The organism is Pelomicrobium sp. P1, assembly GCF_052805615.1.
This window is the reverse complement of sequence record NZ_JBRBEM010000022.1, coordinates 1-20556: the sequence shown is the minus strand read 5'-3', so window position 1 is coordinate 20556 and position 20556 is coordinate 1. Positions and strand designations below refer to the sequence as shown.

Annotated in this window: 19 protein-coding genes; 14 read left to right on the top strand and 5 right to left on the bottom strand. The window is 68.3% G+C overall.

Annotation, left to right across the window (positions count from 1 at the left end; genetic code table 11):
* Nucleotides 1–86: 86 nt before the first annotated feature.
* The 13 genes from prmC (at nucleotide 87) to ACUVYZ_RS16615 (ending at nucleotide 13273) form a co-directional block, all read left to right on the top strand.
* The gene (gene prmC / locus ACUVYZ_RS16675; protein ID WP_439935568.1) at nucleotides 87–962 is read left to right on the top strand and encodes a peptide chain release factor N(5)-glutamine methyltransferase; all 876 of its coding nucleotides are present in this window, start codon (nucleotides 87–89) and stop codon (nucleotides 960–962) included.
* Between the two features lie 61 nt (nucleotides 963–1023).
* Nucleotides 1024–1344, top strand: coding sequence for a Grx4 family monothiol glutaredoxin (gene grxD, locus ACUVYZ_RS16670; protein ID WP_439935569.1), 321 nt, complete (start codon nucleotides 1024–1026; stop codon nucleotides 1342–1344).
* Nucleotides 1345–1607: 263 nt separating this feature from the next.
* Entirely contained in the window at nucleotides 1608–2228 is a 621-nt protein-coding gene (locus ACUVYZ_RS16665) for a CDP-alcohol phosphatidyltransferase family protein (protein WP_439935570.1), read from the top strand.
* Between the two features lie 6 nt (nucleotides 2229–2234).
* Nucleotides 2235–2891 carry an HAD family hydrolase gene (locus ACUVYZ_RS16660; protein ID WP_439935571.1) on the top strand — a complete coding sequence of 219 codons (657 nt, stop codon included), beginning with the start codon at nucleotides 2235–2237 and terminating at the stop codon, nucleotides 2889–2891.
* A gap of 69 nt (nucleotides 2892–2960) precedes the next feature.
* Nucleotides 2961–4736 carry a sensor histidine kinase gene (locus ACUVYZ_RS16655; RefSeq protein WP_439935572.1) on the top strand — a complete coding sequence of 592 codons (1776 nt, stop codon included), beginning with the start codon at nucleotides 2961–2963 and terminating at the stop codon, nucleotides 4734–4736.
* Nucleotides 4705–6057: a sigma-54-dependent transcriptional regulator gene (locus ACUVYZ_RS16650; RefSeq protein ID WP_439935573.1), complete on the top strand. Its 1353-nt coding sequence runs from the start codon at nucleotides 4705–4707 to the stop codon at nucleotides 6055–6057. Before ACUVYZ_RS16655 ends, ACUVYZ_RS16650 begins: the two co-directional genes overlap by 32 nt.
* A 184-nt stretch (nucleotides 6058–6241) precedes the next feature.
* On the top strand, nucleotides 6242–7525 hold the full coding sequence (locus ACUVYZ_RS16645) for an ABC transporter substrate-binding protein (protein WP_439935574.1): 1284 nt from the start codon (nucleotides 6242–6244) through the stop codon (nucleotides 7523–7525).
* A complete protein-coding gene (locus ACUVYZ_RS16640; protein WP_439935575.1) occupies nucleotides 7522–8823 on the top strand; it encodes an ABC transporter substrate-binding protein in 1302 nt (433 codons plus the stop codon). The genes ACUVYZ_RS16645 and ACUVYZ_RS16640 overlap by 4 nt, the downstream gene beginning before the upstream one ends.
* A gap of 4 nt (nucleotides 8824–8827) precedes the next feature.
* Nucleotides 8828–9724, top strand: a complete 897-nt coding sequence (locus ACUVYZ_RS16635) for a branched-chain amino acid ABC transporter permease (RefSeq protein ID WP_439935576.1) — start codon at nucleotides 8828–8830, stop codon at nucleotides 9722–9724.
* Nucleotides 9724–10656: a branched-chain amino acid ABC transporter permease gene (locus tag ACUVYZ_RS16630; protein ID WP_439935577.1), complete on the top strand. Its 933-nt coding sequence runs from the start codon at nucleotides 9724–9726 to the stop codon at nucleotides 10654–10656. The genes ACUVYZ_RS16635 and ACUVYZ_RS16630 overlap by 1 nt, the downstream gene beginning before the upstream one ends.
* A 4-nt stretch (nucleotides 10657–10660) precedes the next feature.
* Entirely contained in the window at nucleotides 10661–11440 is a 780-nt protein-coding gene (locus ACUVYZ_RS16625) for an ABC transporter ATP-binding protein (protein ID WP_439935578.1), read from the top strand.
* The gene (locus ACUVYZ_RS16620; protein ID WP_439935579.1) at nucleotides 11433–12092 is read left to right on the top strand and encodes an ATP-binding cassette domain-containing protein; all 660 of its coding nucleotides are present in this window, start codon (nucleotides 11433–11435) and stop codon (nucleotides 12090–12092) included. Before ACUVYZ_RS16625 ends, ACUVYZ_RS16620 begins: the two co-directional genes overlap by 8 nt.
* Before the next feature lie 56 nt (nucleotides 12093–12148).
* Nucleotides 12149–13273 (top strand): zinc-dependent alcohol dehydrogenase family protein, encoded by a 1125-nt coding sequence (locus ACUVYZ_RS16615; protein ID WP_439935580.1) that lies wholly within the window; start codon nucleotides 12149–12151, stop codon nucleotides 13271–13273.
* Nucleotides 13274–13294: 21 nt separating this feature from the next.
* Here ACUVYZ_RS16615 and ACUVYZ_RS16610 read toward each other — a convergent pair whose 3' ends face one another.
* The 5 genes from ACUVYZ_RS16610 to ACUVYZ_RS16590 all read right to left on the bottom strand — a co-directional run bounded on the left by ACUVYZ_RS16610 (nucleotide 13295) and on the right by ACUVYZ_RS16590 (nucleotide 18055).
* Nucleotides 13295–14068: a TSUP family transporter gene (locus tag ACUVYZ_RS16610; protein ID WP_439935581.1), complete on the bottom strand. Its 774-nt coding sequence runs from the start codon at nucleotides 14066–14068 to the stop codon at nucleotides 13295–13297.
* A 22-nt stretch (nucleotides 14069–14090) separates the two neighbouring features.
* A complete protein-coding gene (locus tag ACUVYZ_RS16605; RefSeq protein WP_439935582.1) occupies nucleotides 14091–14963 on the bottom strand; it encodes an IclR family transcriptional regulator in 873 nt (290 codons plus the stop codon).
* Nucleotides 14964–15005: 42 nt separating this feature from the next.
* Nucleotides 15006–16328, bottom strand: a complete 1323-nt coding sequence (locus tag ACUVYZ_RS16600) for a TRAP transporter large permease (RefSeq protein WP_439935583.1) — start codon at nucleotides 16326–16328, stop codon at nucleotides 15006–15008.
* Nucleotides 16319–16846 carry a TRAP transporter small permease subunit gene (locus ACUVYZ_RS16595; protein ID WP_439935584.1) on the bottom strand — a complete coding sequence of 176 codons (528 nt, stop codon included), beginning with the start codon at nucleotides 16844–16846 and terminating at the stop codon, nucleotides 16319–16321. Before ACUVYZ_RS16595 ends, ACUVYZ_RS16600 begins: the two co-directional genes overlap by 10 nt.
* A gap of 87 nt (nucleotides 16847–16933) precedes the next feature.
* Nucleotides 16934–18055, bottom strand: a complete 1122-nt coding sequence (locus ACUVYZ_RS16590; RefSeq protein ID WP_439935585.1) for a TRAP transporter substrate-binding protein — start codon at nucleotides 18053–18055, stop codon at nucleotides 16934–16936.
* A 400-nt stretch (nucleotides 18056–18455) separates the two neighbouring features.
* On the opposite strand from ACUVYZ_RS16590, the gene ACUVYZ_RS16585 reads away from it, so the two are divergent.
* Entirely contained in the window at nucleotides 18456–20063 is a 1608-nt protein-coding gene (locus tag ACUVYZ_RS16585; RefSeq protein WP_439935586.1) for a GMC family oxidoreductase, read from the top strand.
* The last annotated feature ends 493 nt before the right edge of the window (nucleotides 20064–20556 follow it).

Here is a 20556-nt window from a genome sequence, read left to right as displayed (position 1 = left end):
GCCCGGGCGCTCTGGGGCGCGGGGTTAATGGCTGGACAGAAGGTTTCAGGGTTGCGGGGCGAGAGCGCACAGGCCGGGACAGGGACATGGACACGACGTTGGACGCCTTCTTGCGAGAGGCGGCGCGGGCGCTGCAGGACGCCCTGGGTCTTCCCTTCGGCGAAGCGCACCTGGAGGCGCGCGCCCTCGCCGGCCATGCCCTTTCCCGCAGCGCCGCCCAGCTCGTCGCCGCGTCCAACGCGGTGTTGAGCGAGACGGACGAGGCGCGGATTCGCGCGCTGATCGGGCGCAGAAGGCGGGGGGAGCCGGTCGCCTACATCACCGGACGCCAGGAGTTCTACGGTCTCCAGTTCAAAGTCACGCCCGCGGTGCTGATCCCCCGGCCGGAGACGGAGCTGCTGGTGGAGCAAGCCTTGGCGCGCATCCCGCCCGGTGAAGCGGTGGGGGTGCTGGACCTGGGGACCGGCAGCGGCGCGGTGGCCATCGCCATCGCCCGCGAGCGGCCCCAGGCCCGGGTGGTCGCCACCGACCTCTGGGTGGCGGCGCTTGCGGTGGCCCGGGAAAACGCCACCCGCCTCGGCGCGGCCAATGTGCGCTTCGTCCATGGGGATTGGTACGAAGGACTGGAAGGCGAGCGTTTCGAGGTGATCGTTTCGAATCCGCCTTACGTGGCGGCCGGCGACGCCCACCTCCAGGAGGGGGACTTGCGCTTCGAGCCCCACGAGGCCCTGGTGGGTGGCCCCGATGGGCTCGATGGCATCCGCCGCATCGTGGCGGGCTGCCGCGACCATCTGCTTGCCGGGGGTTGGCTGCTGCTGGAGCACGGGTTCGACCAGGGGGAGGCGTGCCGCCGCCTCTTCGGGCAAGCCGGGTTGATCGATGGGTTCACCGTCCGCGACCTGGCCGGCCTCGAACGGGTCAGTGGTGCCCGCCTTGAGACTTTAGCCGGCAGCCCTGTATAATTCCTTAGCAAATTAGTCGGTTATTTCCATCGATGGATTCAAAACGTTTATAGGAGTGCAGATGAGCGTCCAGGAAAAGATCAGACAACAAGTCACCGGCCACAAGGTGGTGCTCTACATGAAAGGCACGCCCCAGTTTCCCCAGTGCGGCTTTTCCGCCAACGCGGTGAACATCCTCAAGGCCTGTGGCGTCACCGACTTCTTCAGCGTGAACGTGCTGGAGGATCCGGAGATCCGCCAGGGCATCAAGGAGTACGCCCAGTGGCCCACCATCCCCCAGCTCTACGTGAACGGGGAGTTCGTCGGCGGCTCGGACATCATGACCGAGATGTACCAACGGGGAGAGCTCCAGAAGCTCCTGGAGCGCGCCACGGCGGCATGAGTCGGTCCGCTTTCGTGTCCTAGGAAAGCCAGCCTTCCGGGCTGGCTTTTTTATAGGGCCTCGAGGGCCGACCTACGCCCGTCGAGGCAAGAGCATTACCAAGCCGCTGCGGGCTCGGGAACCCGCAACCCCGGATCGTCTTCCAATTCCACGACGCCCGGCGCGCCGGCTCCCGCTCTCGGCCCGGGGGCGCGGAAGCGGTGGCGGCCGCCGGAACGGAGTCCATTCATACCATCGTTCTCCATTCCTCGACGCCGCGTCCCATGGCCAACTTGATCACCGCCTCCCGCTTCGTCCTCCTTTTCGTGCTGGTCGTCATGGTCTACCAGTTACCGCCGCCCTGGCAGCTCCTGAATGCGCCGCTCCTCGTGCTGATCTTCGCCCTCGACGGCATTGACGGCTACGTCGCCCGCAAGCGCCGCGAGGAAAGCCTGTTCGGGTCCGTGTTCGACATCGCCGTCGATCGCGTGGTGGAAAACGTGTTGTGGCTCGTGACTGTGCACCTGGGCCTCGTGCCGGTATGGGTCGGGATCGTCTTTCTCACCCGCGGTTTCCTGGTGGACGCGGTGCGCGCCCAGGGACTCAAGCGGGGCGAGACCCCGTTCGCCATGGCGCGCACGGCCCTCGGGCGCTGGCTGGTGGCGGGACGCTTCATGCGCTTCGCCTACGGCGCGGCCAAGATGCTGGCCTTCTGCTGGATTCTGCTCATCCAGCCCTGGCCGCAGGTGTTTCCCGAACTGTGGGCGGAGAGGAGCGCCCTGCTCCTCGGCATCAAGGACGCCCTGGTGTTGATCGCCGTCGTCCTGTGCCTGGCCCGCGGCCTGCCGGTGATCGTGGAGTTTGTCGCCTCCGAGCGGGTCGCCCCGGCCCGGGCGGCGCGCTAGTCCGCCGTGGCCCTGGTGCTGATCGACGTGGACGGGACGCTCTTGCGGGTGGCCCATTCCGAGCCGCGCTTCGCCGCCTATCTCGCCCGGCGCGGCTTCTTGGGGCCGCGCCAGATGCTGGCCTACGCGGGCTTCGCCGTCCGCGAGTGGCCGCGCTACGGGCGCGACGTGCTGAGGAAGAACAAGGCCTACCTGTACGGGCTCGAGGTCGAGGACATCGCCCGGCTGGGGGAGCGCTTCGTGGCCGAACACCTGGTCCGCCATATCCGCCCGGCATTGGTCCAGCGGCTGTGCGCCCACGCCGAGCGGGGCGACCGCCTGGTCCTGCTCACGGGCACGCCCGATTTCCTCGCTTGGCCGCTGGCCCGCTCCATCGGCGTGCCCCAGGTGGTGGCCACCGTGTGCGCCACCGATGGGGCCGGGCGCTACAGCGCCGCCCCGCCCCTGGTCCATCCCTACGGCGAAGAAAAACGGATGCTGGCCGAGGGCCTATGCGTAGCTCATGGAACGACGCTGGGGGAATGCGTGGCCTACGCCAACTCGGCGTCCGACCTGCCGCTGCTCGGGTCGGTGGGCACGCCCGTCGCCGTGGCGCCCGACGCCGGGCTCACCGCGGCGGCCCGCCGCACCGGCTGGAGGGTGATCGAGGGCCGGGCCGGTTAGGCCGCGGATTGTAACCGCGTCCGCCCCGTGCTCAAATGTCTCGGCAGTCGCCTTCGAGACCGGAAGCCTATGCCAGGGAGTCCCTTCACCACGGTGTCGCGCCGGGCCCGCCGCGTCCTGGGCCAGTCATGGGGGCGGTTGCGCGACATCCCAGTGCACTCGAGCCTGAGCGCGCGCTATCTCCTGGTGTCCCTGTTGGCGGCTCTGGTGCCCCTCGCCGCCACCGTGGTCCTCTATGATCGTTATGCCGCCGAGATGGTGGTGCGGCTCGCCGACCAGCGCCTCGAAAGCCGGCTCACCGCCGCGGCGAGCAAGCTGGCCGATTTCCTGAGGACCAAGGCGTTCCAGCTCGAGGCCCTGGCCGATTTCCCCGAGCTGGCGGCCATCGCCCACACGGACTTGCACCGGCTCGACGAACGCCTGCTCAACCTGCTGCGCTACGAGACCGACGCCCCGGACGTCTACGGTGTGCTGTTCTTCGATGCCGCCGGGCGGGTGCTGGCGGCGCTGCCTGGACACGGCGCACCCGGTGCGCCTCTGTGGGAGGAGCGGGAGTTCTCCCTCGGGGCGCTGCCCCGGGTGGAGTTCCAGGGCGCCGAGCTGATCGGCCCGCTGGTGCCGGGGGACGGGCGCCCCAGCTGGTTTCTGCTGCGCCGGCGCATCGGATCGGAGCCGGTGAGCGTCGCCCTCCAGGTGCGGCTCGCCTCGGTCACCGAGCTGCTAACGGGGGCGGCGCTAGACGTCTACCGCCCGGTCCTGCACACCCCCAATGGACGCGTCTTCTCCGAGGTAGGCACCGAGCTGCGGGTCGCCGCGCCCCTCGTCTCCGGTCCCGAGATCGCGCCGGGATGGTTTCCGGCGATGCTGCGGGAGGCGGCCGAGCTGCCCTCCCCCGGGGCCCCGGTGCGCTACATCATGCTGGGTCTCGCGAGCGCGTCCGCCGGCGCCCTGCTCTTGCTGTTCCTGCGGCTGGGGGCGCGCATGCGCCGCCGCATCGCGCCCCTGGTGGCCGGCGCCGAGTCGGTGGCCCGGGGCGAGCTGGCGATCCACGTTCCGGTGGAAGGCCGGGACGAGATCGCCACCCTGGCGCGGGCGCTGAACCGCATGAGCGCTGAGTTGCGGGCGCTGATCCGCGCCCGGGTGGAAACCGAGAAGCGGGCGGCGCTGGGGGAATTCGCCGCCAGCATCGCCCACGAGGTGCGCAATCCCCTGGCCACCATCAAGACCAGCGTGCAGGCCCTGGGAGCGAGGGAGACGGAGCCCGCGCGACGGGAGCTGGTGGATCTCGTCGTCGAGGAGATCGAGCGCATCAACGGCGTGATCCAGAGCCTGCTCAGCTTCGCCCGCCCCAGCGAACCGGAGAAAAGCGACGTCACGGCGGGGGAGCTGCTGCGCCGGGTGGCGGCCCTCGCCGGCTCCATGGCGGAGGAATCCCGGGTCGCCATCTCCGTGCTGGGGGAGCGGGACCTGCGCTTCCATCTGGACGCGGGCCAGGCCCAGCAGATCCTGGTGAACCTGGTGCTGAACGCCCTGCAGGCGATGCCCCAGGGGGGAACGCTCACCCTGCGCGCCTACCGGGACGGGCCCGTCGGCTGCCTGGCCGTGTCCGATACGGGGGTCGGCATCCCGCCGGGGCTCGTGGACAAGGTGGCCGAGCCTTTCTTCACCACCAAACCCGGCGGCACCGGGCTCGGGCTGGCCGTGTCGCGCCAGCTCGCCGAGATGAACGGGGGCCGGATCGAGATCGCGAGCGAGCCCGGCGCCGGCACCACGGTGACCGTGCGCCTTCCCCTCGCCGCCGCGGACCTCACCCATGAAGACTGCGCCCCTGGTGCTCATCATTGACGACGAGCGCAAGCTGGTGCGCTCCCTGGAGTTCGCCCTGAAGGGGGCGGGAATCGACGCGCGCGGGGCGTTCGACGGCGAGAGCGGCCTGAAGCTCGCCGCCGAGATCGATCCCGACGCGGTGCTCCTGGATCTGCGCTTGCCGGAGGTCTCGGGCATGGAGGTGCTGGCCGCCCTCAAGGCGGCCCGGCCGGACCTGCCGGTCATCATGATCTCGGCCCACGGCGACACCCGGGCCGCCGTGCAATGCGTGAAGGCCGGCGCCTCCGACTACCTCACCAAGCCCTTCGACCTGGACGAGCTGGTGCACTTGATCGAATCCACCGTGAAGCGCCGGCGCATCGACCAAGAGGTGGCCTACCGGCGCGGGCTGACGGCGAGCGAGGCGGTCATCGTCGGCGAGCATCCCGCGACCCAGCGGCTGCGCGAGCAGGTGGCCCGGGTCGCGGCGAGCAGCGCCCGCACCATCCTGTTGCTGGGCGCTTCCGGCACCGGCAAGGCGGTGGTGGCGCGGGCGATCCACCAGGAGAGCGAGCGCCGCGCCGGGCCCTTCGTGGAGGTGAACTGCGCCTCCCTGCCCGAGCCGCTCCTGGAGGCGGAGCTCTTCGGCGCCGAAAAAGGGGCCTACACCGGCGCCCATCAGCGGCGGGTCGGGCTGGTGGCCCTGGCCGACGGGGGCACCCTGTTCCTCGACGAGATCGGGGAGCTGGCGCCGCCGCTGCAGGCGAAGCTCCTCTCTTTCCTAGAAAACCGCACCTATCGCCCCCTGGGGAGCGCTCGCGAGGCGGCGGCGGACGTGCGCGTCGTGGCCGCCACCAATCGGGATCTGGCGGCGGAGGTGCGCGCGGGCCGCTACCGCGAGGACCTGTACTACCGGTTGAACGTGGTCCCCATGGAGCTGCCGGCCCTCCAGGACCGGGGCGAGGACGTGTTCCTGCTCGCCGCCCACTTCGCCGAGCGTTTCGCCCGGGAGGAAGGATGCGCCCCGGTCAAGCTGGGGGAGGCGGCACGGAGGCTGTTCCGCGCCTACCCCTGGCCGGGGAACGTGCGGGAACTGCGCAACCTGATGGAGCGGCTCACCATTCTCCATCCAGGCCAGACCATCGAGCCCTCGCACCTCCCCCCGGAGATGAGACCCTCCGATCCGGGAGGTCCGGCGGCCGGTCGCCACGCCTTGCCAGAGCGCCTGGCGGCGGCCGAGCGCGACTTGCTGCTGGAAGCGCTGGCCCGGGCCCGGGGCCAGAAGGGCCTCGCTGCCCAGTTGCTGGGCATCTCCCGCCACGCCCTCAAGCGGCGGCTCAAGCGCCTCAAGGTGGGCTGAGCGGAAACCGCTCGGCCTCGCGCCCCCTAGAGCGGAAAGCGCTCAAGGGGCCCGGGGCATCGTTTGGTGCAACAGGTTGAATCCCAACGATTTGGCTTTGCGGATGTCCATGGAACGCCCCTTGCTCAGGAGGAGACAGGAGGGCCAGCACATGAACGGAGGAGGGCGTCGGATCCTAGGTAGCATGGGGGCCTTGCTCCTCGCCGCTGGCGCTTTGGCCGCGTCCCCGGCGGCGGCGCGCATCGAGCTGGGGGCGCCTCGGGACAAGGCCGACGTGGTGGTGGGCTGCATGTTCCCCATGACCGGGCGCGGAGGCCTCTACGGCCGGGACAGCGTGGCGGCCATCGAACTGGCCCTCGCGGAGATCGCGGAGCGGCGCGACACGCCCCGGCTGCGGGTGCTGGTGGAGGACACCAAGTCCAAGCCCTCCCTCGGGGCCCTGACCGCCCAGGGCTTCGTCGAGCGGGACCGGGTGCACTTCCTGTGCGGGGTGGTCTCCTCCGCTGTCGCCCTCGCGGTGACCGAGGTGGCCCGGCGCACTCGGACCATCTTCATTGGCACCGACCACGCCTCGTCGCGGCTCACCGAGGAGGCGCTGCACCGCCACTACTTCCGCGTGACCAACAACACGCGCCAGTCCATGGAGGCGGGGGCCCGCTACCTCCAGGAGCTGCAGCGCCGCAGGCCCTGGCGGCGCATCGCCTTCATCGGGCCGGACTACGATTACGGTCACAGGCAGTGGCTGGACCTGCGCCAGGCCCTCGACGCCCTCGGCGTGGGCTACGAGGTGGCCGCGGTGCTGTGGCCCAAGCTGTACGAGCCGGACTATTCCCGCTACATCGCGGCCCTCCTGGAGGCGAAGCCCGACCTGGTGGTGAACGGCCACTGGGGGGGCGACCTGGTGGCCTTCATCCAGCAGGCCAGGACGGTGCGCCTGTTCGAGAAGATACAGTTCGCCAATTTCGACGCCGGCGGAAACTACGAAGTGATGGCCGCCTTAGGCGCCGACATGCCCACCGGGTTGATCCTCTCGGCGCGGCACCACAACAACTGGCCCGAGACGGAGGCGAACCGCCGCTTCGTCCAGGGTTTCCATGCCCGGGCGGGGCGCTATCCCTCCTACGCGGCGCAAGGAGCGTACACCGGGATCCTGGCCATCGCCGAGGCGGTGGCTCGGGCGGGCGGGGTCGCCGACGGCGAGCGCCTGATCGCCGCCCTGGAGGGGCTGCGGCTCAAGCTCCCGGAAGACCCGGAGGGCTTCGAGTCCTACATGGATCCGGCGACCCACCAGATGCAGCAGACCGTCGCCATCGGCGAGGTGGTGCCCGACGAGCGCTTTCCGCCCGCGAAGGCCATGCTCAGCCGATTCAAGGTGTACCCGCCGGAGGCGCTGCGCTCGGCCGCGCGCGGCCCGGCGGGCGGAATCCAACCGACAAACGCAGACACACGGATAAGGAGGGGACCATGAAAGATCGATCGAAGCAGGGGAAACGGTTCGGCGGCCTGGCCACGGGGCTCCTCGCAGGGGTATTTCTGGCGGCGGCGACGGCTCCGGCGGCCGCCCAGGAGTACCGCCTCGGGCTGGTGACTTTCCTTTCCGGCGGCGCCGCGGGTCCCTTCGGCGTCCCGGCGCGCAACGCCGCCGAGATGGTGATCGAGGCGATCAACAACGGCACCGTGCCGGCGCCCTACGGAGCCAAGGGGATCGCGGGGCTTGCCATCAAGCCGATCTGGGTGGACGAGGCGGGCGGTCCCACCAAGCAGGTGGCAGAATTTCGCAACCTGGTGCAGCGGGACAAGGCGGACGCGGTGATCGGCTATATCTCCTCGGGGGACTGCCTCGCCGTCGCGCCAGTGGCGGAGGAGCTGAAGAAACTCACCGTCTTCTTCGACTGCGGCACGCCCCGGGTCTTCGAAGAGCGCAGCTACAAGTACGTGTTCCGCACCGGCCCCACCGCCACCATGGACAACGTGGGCGCCGCCCGCTACATCCTGGAGCTCACCCCCAACCTCAAGCGGGTAAACGGGATCAACCAGAACTACGCCTGGGGGCAGGACTCCTGGAACGACTTCATCAAGGCCCTGCAGAAACTGAAGCCGGGCGTGGAGGTGGGCACCGTCCAGTGGCCGAAACTCTTCGCCGGGCAGTACGGCGCGGAGATCTCGGCGCTGATGCTGCACGAGGCCGATTACGTCCATTCCAGCTTCTGGGGCGGAGATATGGAAAGCTTCGTGCTGCAGGCGTCCGCCCGGGGCCTGTTCGCGAAGCAGACGCCCGTGCTCACCACCGGCGAGACCGCCATGTTCCGCCTCGCCGACCAGATGCCCGAGGGCGCCGTGATCGGCGGCCGTGGACCCTACGGCGTGTTCGCGCCGGACAACGCCTTGAACCGCTGGTTCCGGGAGAGCTACTTCAACCGCTACAACACCTGGCCCACCTACCCCTCCTACAAGATGGCCCAGGCGATCCTGGGCCTGAAGGCCGCCGCCGAGAAAGCGGCCCAGGCGAAGCCCAATCCATCGGAGGCCGACATCATCGCCGCCCTGGAGGGACTCACCTTCGAAGCGCCCAGCGGCACGGTGAAGATGGTCCTGGGCAAAGGGCACCAGGCGGTACAGGAAATGGTCTACGGACGCTTCAAGCGGGAGGGGGGCAAGCCGGCGATCGTGAACGTCAAGCGCTACCCGGCCGAGTGCGTCAATCCCCCGGACACCATGACCAGCGAGCAGTGGATCGAGGCCGGTTTCCCGGGGGCGAAGTGCTAGGTCCATGCTCAAGCTGCTCGCCATCGTCGCCGACGGGCTGATCTACGCCTCGTGGCTGTTCATCGTGGCCGCGGGCCTTACCTTGGTCTACGGGGTGATGAAGATCCTGAACCTGGCCCACGGCAGTCTCTACGCCGTGGGCGCCTACGCCGCCGCCTCCGCCGCCGGGTGGTACTTCGCCTCCGGGTACGTTCCCTGGGGGGGTTACCCGGTCCTCCTGGCGGCCGCCCTGGTCGCAGGGGCGGCGGTGAGCCTGCTGGTGGAGCGGGGCGTGCTGCGGTTCATGTACGGCCGCGACGAGGTGGTGATGCTGCTGGTCACCTACGCGGTGCTGCTCATGCTGGAGGACTTGATCAAGCTCGTCTGGGGCGTGAATCCCTACATGGCCCACCAGCCCTACAGCCTGCTGGGCAGGCTCCAGGTGGGCGAGGTGAGCTTCGCCCGCTATGATCTCGTCCTGATCGGCGCCGCGGTGGCGATCGCCGCGCTGCTGGCGTGGGCGCTGGAGCGCACCCGGCCGGGCCGGCTCCTCAAGGCGGTGATCTACGACCGGGAGATGGCCGCCGTCCTGGGAATCAACGTCTCCCGCACCTTCGTGATCACCTTCGTGATCGGCGGGGTCCTGGGGGCCCTGGCCGGCGCCCTCACGGCGCCGCTGCTCTCGGTGGTGACCGGCATCGGCGTGGAGGTGATCGTCATCGCCTTCGCCGTGGTGGTGATCGGTGGCCTCGGGAGCGTGGCCGGGGCGGTGGTGGGGGCCCTCATCGTGGGACTTTCGCGGGCCGCGGCGGTGCACTACTTCCCGGAGCTGGAGCTGTTCGTGGTCTATGCCGTCATGTCCGCGGTGCTGGCGTTTCGTCCCCACGGGCTGTTCGCCGGCGCCGCGGTGAGGAAGATCTGATGGGGAAGCCGGACAAGACGGCCGTCGCGGCGGTGCTGGCGCTCGCCACCCTGCTCATCGCGGGGCCCTGGCTTCCCCGGTGGCTCTCCTTTCTCGTCACGGTGGCCCTCGCCCGGGCGCTGGTGGTGGCGGGGGTGGTGGTGCTCATGCGAGCGGGGCTGGTCTCCTTCGGGCAGGGGCTCTACTTCTGCGTCGGCGGCTACGCGGCGGGGCTCGCCGGCAGGTACCTGGGGCTGACCGACGCCTTCGCCCTCCTCGCCCTGGGGCTCGCCTCCGGACTCGCCATCGGGGCGGTGCTGGGAGCGCTGCTGTGCCGTTACCGGGAGATCTTCTTCGCCATGTTCACCCTGGCCTTTTCCATGATCCTGTACGGCATCCTCGCCCGCTCCCAGGCCCTGGGCTCCACGGACGGTTTCCACGTCCCTTCTCCCACCTTCCTGGGATATGCGCCCGAGAACGCCGGGACCTGGGTGTTTGCCCTCGCGAGCCTGGTGGCCGTGGCCTGCGCCTGGGGGCTGCACCGCTACTTCCACGCCGGCTTGGGCTACGCCGGCGAGGCGGTGCGGGAGAACGAGATCCGAGTGGAATACCTGGGCGTCTCGGCGCGGCGCGTGGTCTATATCAAGTACGTGCTGGCCGCGGGCCTGGCCGCCCTGGGGGGGACGCTCACCGCCTTCGCCACCGGCCACGTGGGACCGGACATGGCCTACTGGACCACTTCCGGCGAATTCGTGTTCATCGCCCTGATGGGCGGCACCGCCCACGTGGCCGCCCCGTACCTGGGATCCCTCATCTTCGAGCTGGTGAAGAGCTACGCGTTCCAGGTCTCGCCTTACACCTGGCAGCTCATTCTCGGTGCCGTGCTGCTCACCATCATCCTGTTCCTGCCCAGGGGCCTGTGGTCCCTGGTGGCCGGACGCGGAAGGGCGTGAACCCATGGGGCCGATCCTGGAGACCCGATCCCTCAGCAAGCGCTTTGGCGCCGTAGTGGCGGCGGCGCAGGTCAGCGTGCGGGTGGCGGAAGGGGAAGTCGTGGGCGTGATCGGCGCCAACGGCGCGGGCAAGACCACCTTCATCAACATGGTGACCGGCTATCTCAAGCCTTCCGAGGGCACGGTGCATTTCCGCGGGCGGGACATCACGGGGCTTGCTCCGCGCGAAGTGACCCGCGCCGGGGTCTGCCGCTCGTTCCAGATCCCCCAGATCTTTCGCGAGCTTTCGGTGCTGGAAAATGTGCTGATCGCCCTGGCCATGCTGGGAGAGGGGCGGCTCACGTGGGTGAGGCCCTTGCGCACCCGGGAGCGGGAGGAGCGCGGGAGCGCCCTGTTGCGGCGCTACGCCATCGCCGAATACGCGCCAGCGCGAGCGGCGACCCTGCCCCAGGGGGTGCGCAAGCTCCTCGACATCGCCATGGCCACGGTGGCCCGGCCAGCCCTGCTGCTCTTGGACGAGCCCACCAGCGGCGTGTCGGTGGAGGAGAAGTTTCCGCTCATGGACACGGTGATGAGCGCGGTGCGGGAGACGGGCGCGGCGAGCCTGTTCGTCGAACATGACATGGAGATCGTGGAGCGCTACGCCTCCCGGGTGCTCGCTTTCTACGAAGGGCGGGTGATCGCCGACGGCCCGCCTGAGGAGGTGCTGGGGGACCCGGAGGTGCGGCGCCACGTGGTGGGGACCGAGCTGCACCGGGCGGGGAGGAGCGCGCCCCATGCTTAGGGTGGAAGGGCTCGACGTCGGGATCGAGGGAGCCCAGGTGTTGCGCGGCGCCTGCCTCGATCTTCCCGCGGGGACGATGGCGGGGCTCGTCGGCCGCAATGGCGCCGGCAAGACCACCCTGATGCGCGCCGTCATGGGGCTGGTGCAGCCCTCGGGCGGCCGGGTGGCCATCGGCGGCCGCGACGCGACGGCGCTGCCGCCCCACCTGCGGGCGAAGCTGGGCGTGGGCTACATGCCCGAGGACCGGCGCCTGGTGCCGGAACTCACGGTGCAGGAAAATATCCTGCTTCCCGCTTGGGCCAACGACATCCCCGGCGCCGAGACGCGGCTCGCCTGGATCTACGCTCTGATGCCCGAGGTGGAGGGTTTTTCCTCGCGCCGCGCCCTGCAGCTCTCCGGCGGGCAGCAGAAGCTCGCGGCCCTCGCCCGGGCGCTGATGAACGGGGAGCGCCTGATGCTCCTGGACGAGCCCTTCGAAGGCATCGCCCCGGCCCTCGCCCATCGCCTGGGGGAAGTGCTGCGCAGGCTCAAGGCGGAGGGGCCCGCGGTGCTCGTGTCCGAGTCGGACTACCGTCACTGCGCGGGGCTGGTGGACAAGGTGTTCGTGATCGAGCGCGGCGTGGTGTCGGAGCGGGCCGGAGTGGAAGCTTGAAACGCGGGTTCGAAAAGATGATCCCCGAATGAACTCGATTTGATGGAGACGGACGTATGAAGATTCGCGGCGCAGTGCTGGAGCGGATGGGGGTGGAGCCCCCCTACACGGTCACCCGGCCCCTCAAGATCGAGGAGGTGGAGCTGGCCCCGCCAGGCCCCGGCGAAGTGCTGGTCAGAATCGCGGCGGCGGGGCTGTGCCACTCGGATTTGTCGGTGATCAACGGTGACCGGCCTCGGCCTACTCCCATGCTGTTGGGCCACGAGGCGGCGGGGGTCGTGGAGGAGACTGGACCCGGGGTGGACGATCTCAAGCGGGGCGATCCCGTGGTGCTGGTGTTCGTGCCGAGCTGCGGCCACTGCCTGCCCTGCGCGGAAGGGCGGCCCGCCCTGTGCGAGCCCGGAGCGGCGGCCAACACGGCCGGGACGCTGCTCTCCGGCGAGCGGCGGCTCACGCGCAAAGGCAGCCCCATCCACCACCATCTCGGCTGCTCGGCCTTCGCCGAGTACGCGGTGGTGTCCCGGCGCTCCCTGGTAAAGATCGATCCCGAGCTTCCTCTGGACGAGGCGGCGTTGTTCGGCTGTGCGGTGCTGACCGGCGTGGGGGCGGTGGTGAACACGGCCAGGGTGTCCGCCGGGGCCACGGTGGCGGTGGTGGGCCTGGGCGGCGTGGGCCTGGCGGCCCTGCTGGGGGCGGTCGCCGCCGGCGCCTCCCGGATCGTGGCCGTGGACCTGGCCGAGGACAAGCTGGCCCTCGCCGCCCGGCTGGGGGCGACCGACACCTTCGATGCCGGAGCGCCCGAGTGCGTGGATCAGGTGCGCGCCGCCACGGGGGGCGGCGTGGAGTACGCCCTGGAGTTCGCGGGCTCGGTCAAGGCGATGGAGCTCGCCTATCGCATCACCCGGCGCGGCGGCATCACCGTCACGGCGGGCCTGCCGCCGCCCACCGCCGCCCTTCCCCTGCCCCTGGTCAACCTGGTGGCGGAGGAGCGCACCGTGAAGGGCAGCTACATCGGCACCTGCGTGCCGGCCCGGGACATCCCGCGCTACATGGCCCTGTACCGCCGCGGGCGCCTTCCCGTGAACCGGCTGGTGACGGGGCGGCTCGTTCTCGACGAGATCAACGAGGGCTTCGAGCGCCTGCGGCAAGGGAAAGCGGTGCGCCAGGTGGTCGTTTTCTAAGCGCTGATCGGCTGCCCGCCGTCAGTGGACCGACCGCCAGGCGAACTGGCCGATGAGTAGCCCGGCGATCACCCACAGGGCGCCCCGCAGCCAGCGCCGGTAGGTCTCGGCGCTGATCCGGTTGCGCAGCGCGATGCCGCCGAAAAGGGCCGCCGCCCCCGCCGCGGCGAAGGGCACCGTGGACAGCCACACGGCCGGCGCGACGCCGCCAGCCAGCGCCAGGGTGACACCCTGGGTGGATTTACCGGCGAAAAAACAGAAATTGAGGGCCTGCACCAGGACGGCCGGGGCGAGCCCCAGGGACAGGAAGTAGATGAGGAGCACGGGCCCGGCCACGTTGGCGGTGCTCTCGAACAGGCCGGCCATCAGACCGAAGACCGCGCGGGTGAGCCGGGCGTGTTCCTCGATCCAGCGGCCGGCCAGGCTCCGCAGCCGATCCAGATTGAGGTAGGCCAGCACGAGCAGCCCCAGCAGCAGCCCAAAGGGGGCCGGGTCCGAGACGATGAGGAGCCGCGCGCCCAGATAGCTGCCCACGATCATGTACAGGGGCAGCGCCCAGAAGCGCACTACCGTCTCCGCCGGCCGCCCGCCCTTGGCGATGCTGAGGAGGATGACGGTGAAGGTAGGGAGCCAGGTGAAGACGATGGCCGTCTTCATGTCGGTGATGAGGGCGAGGAGCGGAGTCGCCACCAGGGGAAAGCCGAGGCCCAGGGCGCCGTGCACCAGTCCCGCCAGGGCCATGATGGCCAGCGCCAGGGCGAAATGGGCGGGGGACAACGCCCCAGCTTCCATCATCGGGTCAACCCGGACATTCCGGCTAGGCTTTTTCGTAGGCGCAGCTAGCCGCGAGGGCGGCAGCGGCCCGGCGCAGAGCGGGAAGATGGGCGCGGGCCTGCTGGAGGTTCATGCGCGCGGTGGGGGCATGCACCGCCACGGTAGCGCAGATGCGCCCCTGGCGGTCCAGGACGGGCACCGCGATGGCGGAAAGTCCGGCAAGGAACTCCTCCTCATCGGTGCCCACCATTTCCTCGCGGATCACCTTCAGGGCCTGCTCCAACCGTTCCGGATTGGTGATGGTGTTGTCGGTAAAGCGCTTGAGGGGGGCCGCCCGCAGCAGCCGCTGCCGCCGCGGCGCCGGCATCAGCGCCAGAAATAGCTTGCCGCTGGCGGTGCAATGGAGCGGCACCCGGGAGCCGGGCTGCAGCACCATGCGCAGGGGCCAGTGGGCTTCCACCCGGTCCAGGTACACGATCTCGTTGCCGTCCAGGGTGGTGAAGTTGCAGGTCTCGCCGATCTCGTCCACCAGGGCCCGCAGGATGGCGTGGCGCGCTGCCCGATCGGAGGAATTGCGCATGGCCGCGAGGGCGATGGCGGAGAGGCGCGGTCCGGCGGTGTAGCGCTTACCGTCGGGTTCCCGCTGCACCAGCAGCTCCCGCTCGAGCTGGGCCAGCACCCGATGCACGGTGGACTTCGGCAACCCGCTCTGCTCGATCAGGTCCGCCAGGGCGATGGGGCGCTCGGCCCGGGCAACCCGCTCCAGGATCTCCACGGCGCGGGAGAGGGGCGAGGCGCCTTGGCTGGGCGCGGGGGCCGATGGGATCGCTGGGCTCGACGCCATAGAAGGAAAGTCACGCTGGACCGGTGGGGCCTCCGCCGGGTCGGCGGGGGCGGCCGCAGCGGTCCCCATCATTGTAACTTCGCCAGAGTCCGCGACATCGTGCCCGCGGCCTGCTCATTGGAACAGATACTGGGGAAGCCAGGTGGCCAGCGCCGGGAACGCCAGCAGGATTCCTAGGCCGATCACCTGCAGCCCCATGAACTGGAGCATGCCCAGGTAGATGTCCTTGAGCCCCCATTCCGGCACCACGCCCTTCAGGAAGTAGGCCGAGAGCGCCACCGGCGGCGAGAGCCAGGCGGTCTGGAGGCACACCGCCACCAGGGTGGAGAACCAGACGAGATCGATGCCGAGTTGTTTCACCAGCGGCAGGAAGATGGGCACCACGATCAGCACGATGGGCACCCACTCCAGGGGCCAGCCGAGGATGAAGATGATGGCCAGAATCAGCACCAGCATCACAATCGGCGCCATCTCCAGGGTGAGCAGCCCCTCGGCGAGCCAGGTGGCGCTGCCGAGCCGGGAGAACACCGCGCCGAAGAAGTTGGAGGCGGCCACCAGCAACAGGATCATGCATGAGACCTCGAGCGTCGCGTAGACCGCCTTCTTCAGCCTCTCCCAGCTCATCTGCCGGTAGAGCAGGGTGAGCAGGAGCACCGCGAATGCCCCCATGGCTCCCGCGTCGGTGGGGGTCGCGATGCCGGCCAGGATCACCCCCAGCGTCGCCAGGATGATCACCACCACGGGCACCACCCCGACCATCAGCTCCTTGAGCACGATGCCGAAATTCTCGGCTCGTTCTTCTATCGGCAGCGGAGGGCCAAGACGCGGATTGATGAAGCTCCGGATCAGGGTGTAGCCGATGTACAGCCCGGCAAGCATCAGCCCGGGAAATACGGCAGCGGCGAAGAGATAGGTGGTGGGAACGCCGACCACGGGCCCCATGACGATGAGCATCACGCTCGGCGGAATGAGAATGCCCAGGGTTCCGCCGGCGGTGATCGCCCCGGCCGACATTCTCACGTCGTAGCCGCTCTTCATCATGGCCGGCGCCGCCATCACGCCGAGGAGCGTGACCGACGAGCCCACGATGCCGGTGGCGGCGGCGAAGATGGTGGCCGTTACCAGCACCGCCAGGTACAGCGATCCGCGCACGTCGGCCAGCAGATGCTCGATGCCGCGGAACAGGCGCTCCATAAGCCCCGACTGCTCCAGCAGGAATCCCATGAACAGGAAAAACGGCACCGCCGCCAGGGTGGGGTCCCGCATCACGGAAAAGACCTGGAGCGTCATCAGATACAGCACCACGTCGCCCAGGGCCCAGTAACCGAAGGCAAGGGCGACGGCGATCAGGGTGAAGGCGATGGGAAAGCCGATGAAGATGGCGGCGAACAGGGCGGCGAGCGCCAGAAATCCGATCACTTCTGGGCTCACAGCCATTCTCCCTTGAGGGCGGCGTAGACGCTCTTTAGCAGCTCAGAGAGTCCCTGGAGCAGGAGCAATAAGGTGGCGATGGGGATCGTCGCCTTGAAAGGATAGACGATGGGCATCCAGGGGCTGGTGACGATGCGCTCGCCCCGCTCCCACGAAATCCAGAAGAAATCCCAGCTCACCACCAGGAAAGCGATCATGCCGGGAAAGAAAAACAGCACGTAGCACACCGTGTCTACCCAGCCCTGGCGCCGCGCCGGCCAGTTCATGTAGAACATATCGGTGCGGATGTGACTTTTGCGCAGCAGGGTGTAGGCCGAACCCAGCATGAAAAAGCTCCCGTACAGCATGAATGTCATGTCGTAGGCCCAGACGGTGGGAGCGTTGAATGCATAGCGGGCGATCACCTCGTAGACGAGGCTTCCCACCATGGGGAAGATGAGCCAGGCCACGATCTTTCCTGACCAGAGACTAATGCCGTCGAGGAAATCGATCGCGCGCCGGAGGGCGATCGGTGGACTTGCCATGACCTTTGCCTCGATTTGGCCGTTATAGTGCTATGAAGGGGCGCGGATCGCTCCGCGCCCCCACGGGATCGAGCGATGTGATACCGGTTACGGCTTGACCGCGCCGGTTTCCAGAGCGGCGTTGCCGAGGCCGGAATACAGATCCAGGATCTTGGTCCAGTACGGAACCACCACTTGGGCGAACTTCCGCTGGGAGTCCAGCACTTCCTTGAAGAATGGGTCCTTGGCCGCGTAGCGGTCCAGCACCGTGTTGGTGGCTTTCACGAACGCGGCGTAGATGTCCTTGGGCGTGTCGTGCACCTGGACCCCGTGCTTTTCGCGCATGGTCTTGATGGCCAGCGCGTTGCGGTACACGTTGTAGGTGTAGGTCTCGGTCATGGAGGCCATGGCCGCGCCGCGGATGATTTCCTGGATCTCCTTGGGCAGCTTGTCCCAGAACTTCTTGTTGATCAGGATTTCCCCTACGTCAGTGGATTGGTGCAGGCCCTGGAGATAGTAGTGCTTCCACACCGTGTGTAAACCCAGATTGATGTCGTCTGCCGGGCCGATCCATTCGGCGGCGTCGATCACTCCCCGCTGGGCCGCCGGGACGATTTCACCCCCGGGCATGGCCACCGCCGAGACGCCCATCTCCTTGAAGATCTCTCCGGTGATTCCGGGCGGCGAGCGGTACTTGAGCTTCTTGAAGTCTTCCAGGTTCTTGATCGGGTTTTTGAACCAGCCGAGGGGATCGGGCCCCATGGGCTGCACGAGCAGGGGCTCCACGTTGACCTTGAGCACATCCGCGTAGAACTTCTTGTAAAGGTCGTAGCCACCGCCCTCAAAGAGCCAGGCGATGTGGGAAAGCTGATCCATCCCCACACCGGAGCCAGCCATCGGGTTGGAGAAGATTCCCGCCGCCGGGTGTTTGCCGGACCAGTAATGGGTCCAGGCGTAGCCCGCTTCCACGATGCCCTTGTCCACGGCGTCGAGGATCTCGAAGGCCGGAACCACCGCCCCGTCGGGCAGGACTTCGGTCTTCAACCGCCCCCCGGACATCTTCTCCACTCGGTCGCCGAACTTCTTCAGCAGCTCGAAGTAGATGCTGGACGTGGGCACCGCCGTCTGGATGCGCATTTTGTATTGCTGGGCCTGGGCCACCGAGCCGCCGAGCGCAAGGAACGCCGCGGCTGCGGTGGCCACCCATTTCCATAGGAAACTGCGGCTCATTTTGCTCCTCCTTCCACGTTGGACCGGCCTCGGGACGGCCGGCGATTTGAACGGCACGACCGCTGCGGCTCGCGTTCGGCTGCGGCCGTCGGGCGGTCGTCCCTAGCGGTAGCTTCCCCTTCAATTCCTGGGTTTCACAGAGAAAGGAAAGCGCTTTCATCGTAGACGATGTTTTGACGGGGCGCAAGGGAAAAATAGACAATAACGGGAAAATATGTCCCATTATATTGACTATCTTCCGTTATAGTGAAATACTTTCCATAAAATCGGGATGAATTGTTCCGATTGAACCCAACAACCTGGTCTGGTCGGGCGCCCCCTGGCGGAATCCAGCGTGCCATCCTGAGCCCGGCGGGACGTGAACATCACCGGCACAATCCGGCGCGGGCGCGAACTCGCTATGACCCAGCCCACTTTCGACTACATCATCGTCGGCGCAGGCTCCGCCGGCTGCGTGCTCGCCAACCGTCTGACGGCGAACGGGCGCTACCGCGTGCTGCTGCTGGAATCGGGTCCGAAGGACAATTACCTCTGGATCCACATCCCCATCGGGTACGGCAAGACCATGTTCAACCCCGCCTACAACTGGGGCTTCTACACCGATCCCGATCCTCACATGCACAACCGGCGCATCTATTGGCCGCGCGGGCGCTGCCTGGGGGGATCCAGCTCCATTAACGGGCTGATCTACGTGCGCGGGCAACCCGAGGACTACGACGGCTGGGCGGCGCTGGGGAACCGGGGCTGGGCTTGGAAAGACGTGCTGCCCTACTTCATCCGCTCCGAGCACAACACCCGCGGGGCGAGCGAATACCACGGCGACCAGGGCCCCCAATGGTGCTCCGACATCCGGGAGCGCCACGAGCTGATGGAGGCCATCATCCGGGGCGCCAACGAGCTGGGAGTTCCCCGCAACGACGACTTCAACGGCCCCATCCAGGAGGGGGTGGGCTACTACCAGCTCTTCACCCGCAACGGCTGGCGCTGCAGCGCCGCCGTGGGCTATCTGCGCCCGGCGCGTAAGCGGGCCAACCTGCACGTCGAGACCGACGCCCACGTCACCCGGATCCTGTTCGAGGGTGCGCGGGCGGTGGGCGTGCAGTACCGCCAGGGCGGCCAGCTCCGGGAGGCCCGGGCGGCGCGGGAGGTCCTGCTCTCCGCCGGCGCACTCCAGAGCCCCCAACTCCTGCAGCTCTCCGGAGTCGGGCCGGCCTCGCTCCTCCAGTCCTTCGGCATCCCAGTGGTCAAGGACCTGCCCGGCGTGGGCGAGAACCTGCAGGACCATCTGCAGTTGCGCTTGATCTACAAGGTCACGAAACCCATCACTACCAACGACGAGCTGCGCACCCTGTGGGGCCGGATCAAGATCGGGCTCAAGTGGCTCCTGTTCCGCAAGGGGCCGCTCGCCATCGGCATCAACCAGGGCGGGCTCTTCACCCGGGTGCTGCCGGAGTCCAGGACCCCCGATATCCAGTTCCACTTCGCCACCCTTTCCGCCGACATGGCCGGGGGCGAGCCCCATCCCTGGCCGGGCTGCACTTTCTCCGTGTGCCAGCTGCGGCCCGAGTCGCGGGGCTACGTGCGCGTCCGCTCCACGGACCCGATGGAGCCCCCTTCCATGCAGCCCAACTACCTCTCGGCGGAAGTGGATCGGCGCTGCGCCGTGGCGGCGATCAAATTCGCGCGCCGGCTGGCGGGGACCGGGGCGCTCAAGCCCTACATCGCCGAGGAATACCGGCCCGGGCCCGCCGCCACCTCGGACGATGACCTGCTCGAATTCGCCCGGGAATACGGCGCCACGATTTTCCATCCCTCCGGCACCTGCAAGATGGGCTCGGATACCATGGCGGTGGTGGACGAGCGGTTGCGGGTGCGGGGGCTCGCGGGCTTGCGGGTGGTGGACTGCTCCATCATGCCCACCCTCGTCTCCGGCAACACCCACGCGCCCGTGGTCATGATCGCGGAGAAGGCCGCCGACATGATCCTGGAGGATGCCGCCGCGGGATAGATCGTTCGCCACGGATGAACACGGATGTCCACGAATGAGAAAACGATCCCTCCTCCGTCCGTGAAAGCCCGCGCCCATTCGTGACTGACCGTAGGAGCGGTTGAGCGCAGGGAAATGCGCGGGATTCCCACGGGACGGCGAGACGCGCCTTTCGCCCCGCTGGGGAAACAATCTCGAGGCAGGTTCTATGCTTTCATGGGCAAGGCTGGATCGCCCAGCGACCGGGGAGGCGGGCAGGCACGGTAATGTAAGCGCTTGCATCTCGCCCCCTATTGTGAAACAATCGCTTTTCGATTCGATCACCGCGGCTTCCGCCGCCGTTCATTCACCGAGAGGACGAGGATCATGGCAACCAATCCCAAACTGATGGAAGAGCCCCGGGGCAGCGCGCTGGTGGGCGTGGGTCCGGTGCGGATGACTCCGAGCGAAGCGTTCGTGGAGACCTTGGTGGCGCACGGGGTGAAGGAGGTCTTTGGGATCGTGGGTTCGGCGC

Excerpts from the sequence above, each read along its gene's own strand:
- prmC (WP_439935568.1), top strand. The coding sequence starts at position 87 with ATGGACACGACGTTGGACGCCTTCTTGCGAGAGGCGGCGCGGGCGCTG.
- grxD (WP_439935569.1), top strand. The coding sequence starts at position 1,024 with ATGAGCGTCCAGGAAAAGATCAGACAACAAGTCACCGGCCACAAGGTG.
- ACUVYZ_RS16665 (WP_439935570.1), top strand. The coding sequence starts at position 1,608 with ATGGCCAACTTGATCACCGCCTCCCGCTTCGTCCTCCTTTTCGTGCTG.
- ACUVYZ_RS16655 (WP_439935572.1), top strand. The coding sequence starts at position 2,961 with ATGCCAGGGAGTCCCTTCACCACGGTGTCGCGCCGGGCCCGCCGCGTC.
- ACUVYZ_RS16650 (WP_439935573.1), top strand. The coding sequence starts at position 4,705 with ATGAAGACTGCGCCCCTGGTGCTCATCATTGACGACGAGCGCAAGCTG.
- ACUVYZ_RS16645 (WP_439935574.1), top strand. The coding sequence starts at position 6,242 with ATGGGGGCCTTGCTCCTCGCCGCTGGCGCTTTGGCCGCGTCCCCGGCG.
- ACUVYZ_RS16640 (WP_439935575.1), top strand. The coding sequence starts at position 7,522 with ATGAAAGATCGATCGAAGCAGGGGAAACGGTTCGGCGGCCTGGCCACG.
- ACUVYZ_RS16635 (WP_439935576.1), top strand. The coding sequence starts at position 8,828 with ATGCTCAAGCTGCTCGCCATCGTCGCCGACGGGCTGATCTACGCCTCG.
- ACUVYZ_RS16630 (WP_439935577.1), top strand. The coding sequence starts at position 9,724 with ATGGGGAAGCCGGACAAGACGGCCGTCGCGGCGGTGCTGGCGCTCGCC.
- ACUVYZ_RS16625 (WP_439935578.1), top strand. The coding sequence starts at position 10,661 with ATGGGGCCGATCCTGGAGACCCGATCCCTCAGCAAGCGCTTTGGCGCC.
- ACUVYZ_RS16620 (WP_439935579.1), top strand. The coding sequence starts at position 11,433 with ATGCTTAGGGTGGAAGGGCTCGACGTCGGGATCGAGGGAGCCCAGGTG.
- ACUVYZ_RS16615 (WP_439935580.1), top strand. The coding sequence starts at position 12,149 with ATGAAGATTCGCGGCGCAGTGCTGGAGCGGATGGGGGTGGAGCCCCCC.
- ACUVYZ_RS16610 (WP_439935581.1), bottom strand. The coding sequence starts at position 14,068 with ATGATGGAAGCTGGGGCGTTGTCCCCCGCCCATTTCGCCCTGGCGCTG.
- ACUVYZ_RS16605 (WP_439935582.1), bottom strand. The coding sequence starts at position 14,963 with ATGATGGGGACCGCTGCGGCCGCCCCCGCCGACCCGGCGGAGGCCCCA.
- ACUVYZ_RS16600 (WP_439935583.1), bottom strand. The coding sequence starts at position 16,328 with ATGGCTGTGAGCCCAGAAGTGATCGGATTTCTGGCGCTCGCCGCCCTG.
- ACUVYZ_RS16595 (WP_439935584.1), bottom strand. The coding sequence starts at position 16,846 with ATGGCAAGTCCACCGATCGCCCTCCGGCGCGCGATCGATTTCCTCGAC.
- ACUVYZ_RS16590 (WP_439935585.1), bottom strand. The coding sequence starts at position 18,055 with ATGAGCCGCAGTTTCCTATGGAAATGGGTGGCCACCGCAGCCGCGGCG.
- ACUVYZ_RS16585 (WP_439935586.1), top strand. The coding sequence starts at position 18,456 with ATGACCCAGCCCACTTTCGACTACATCATCGTCGGCGCAGGCTCCGCC.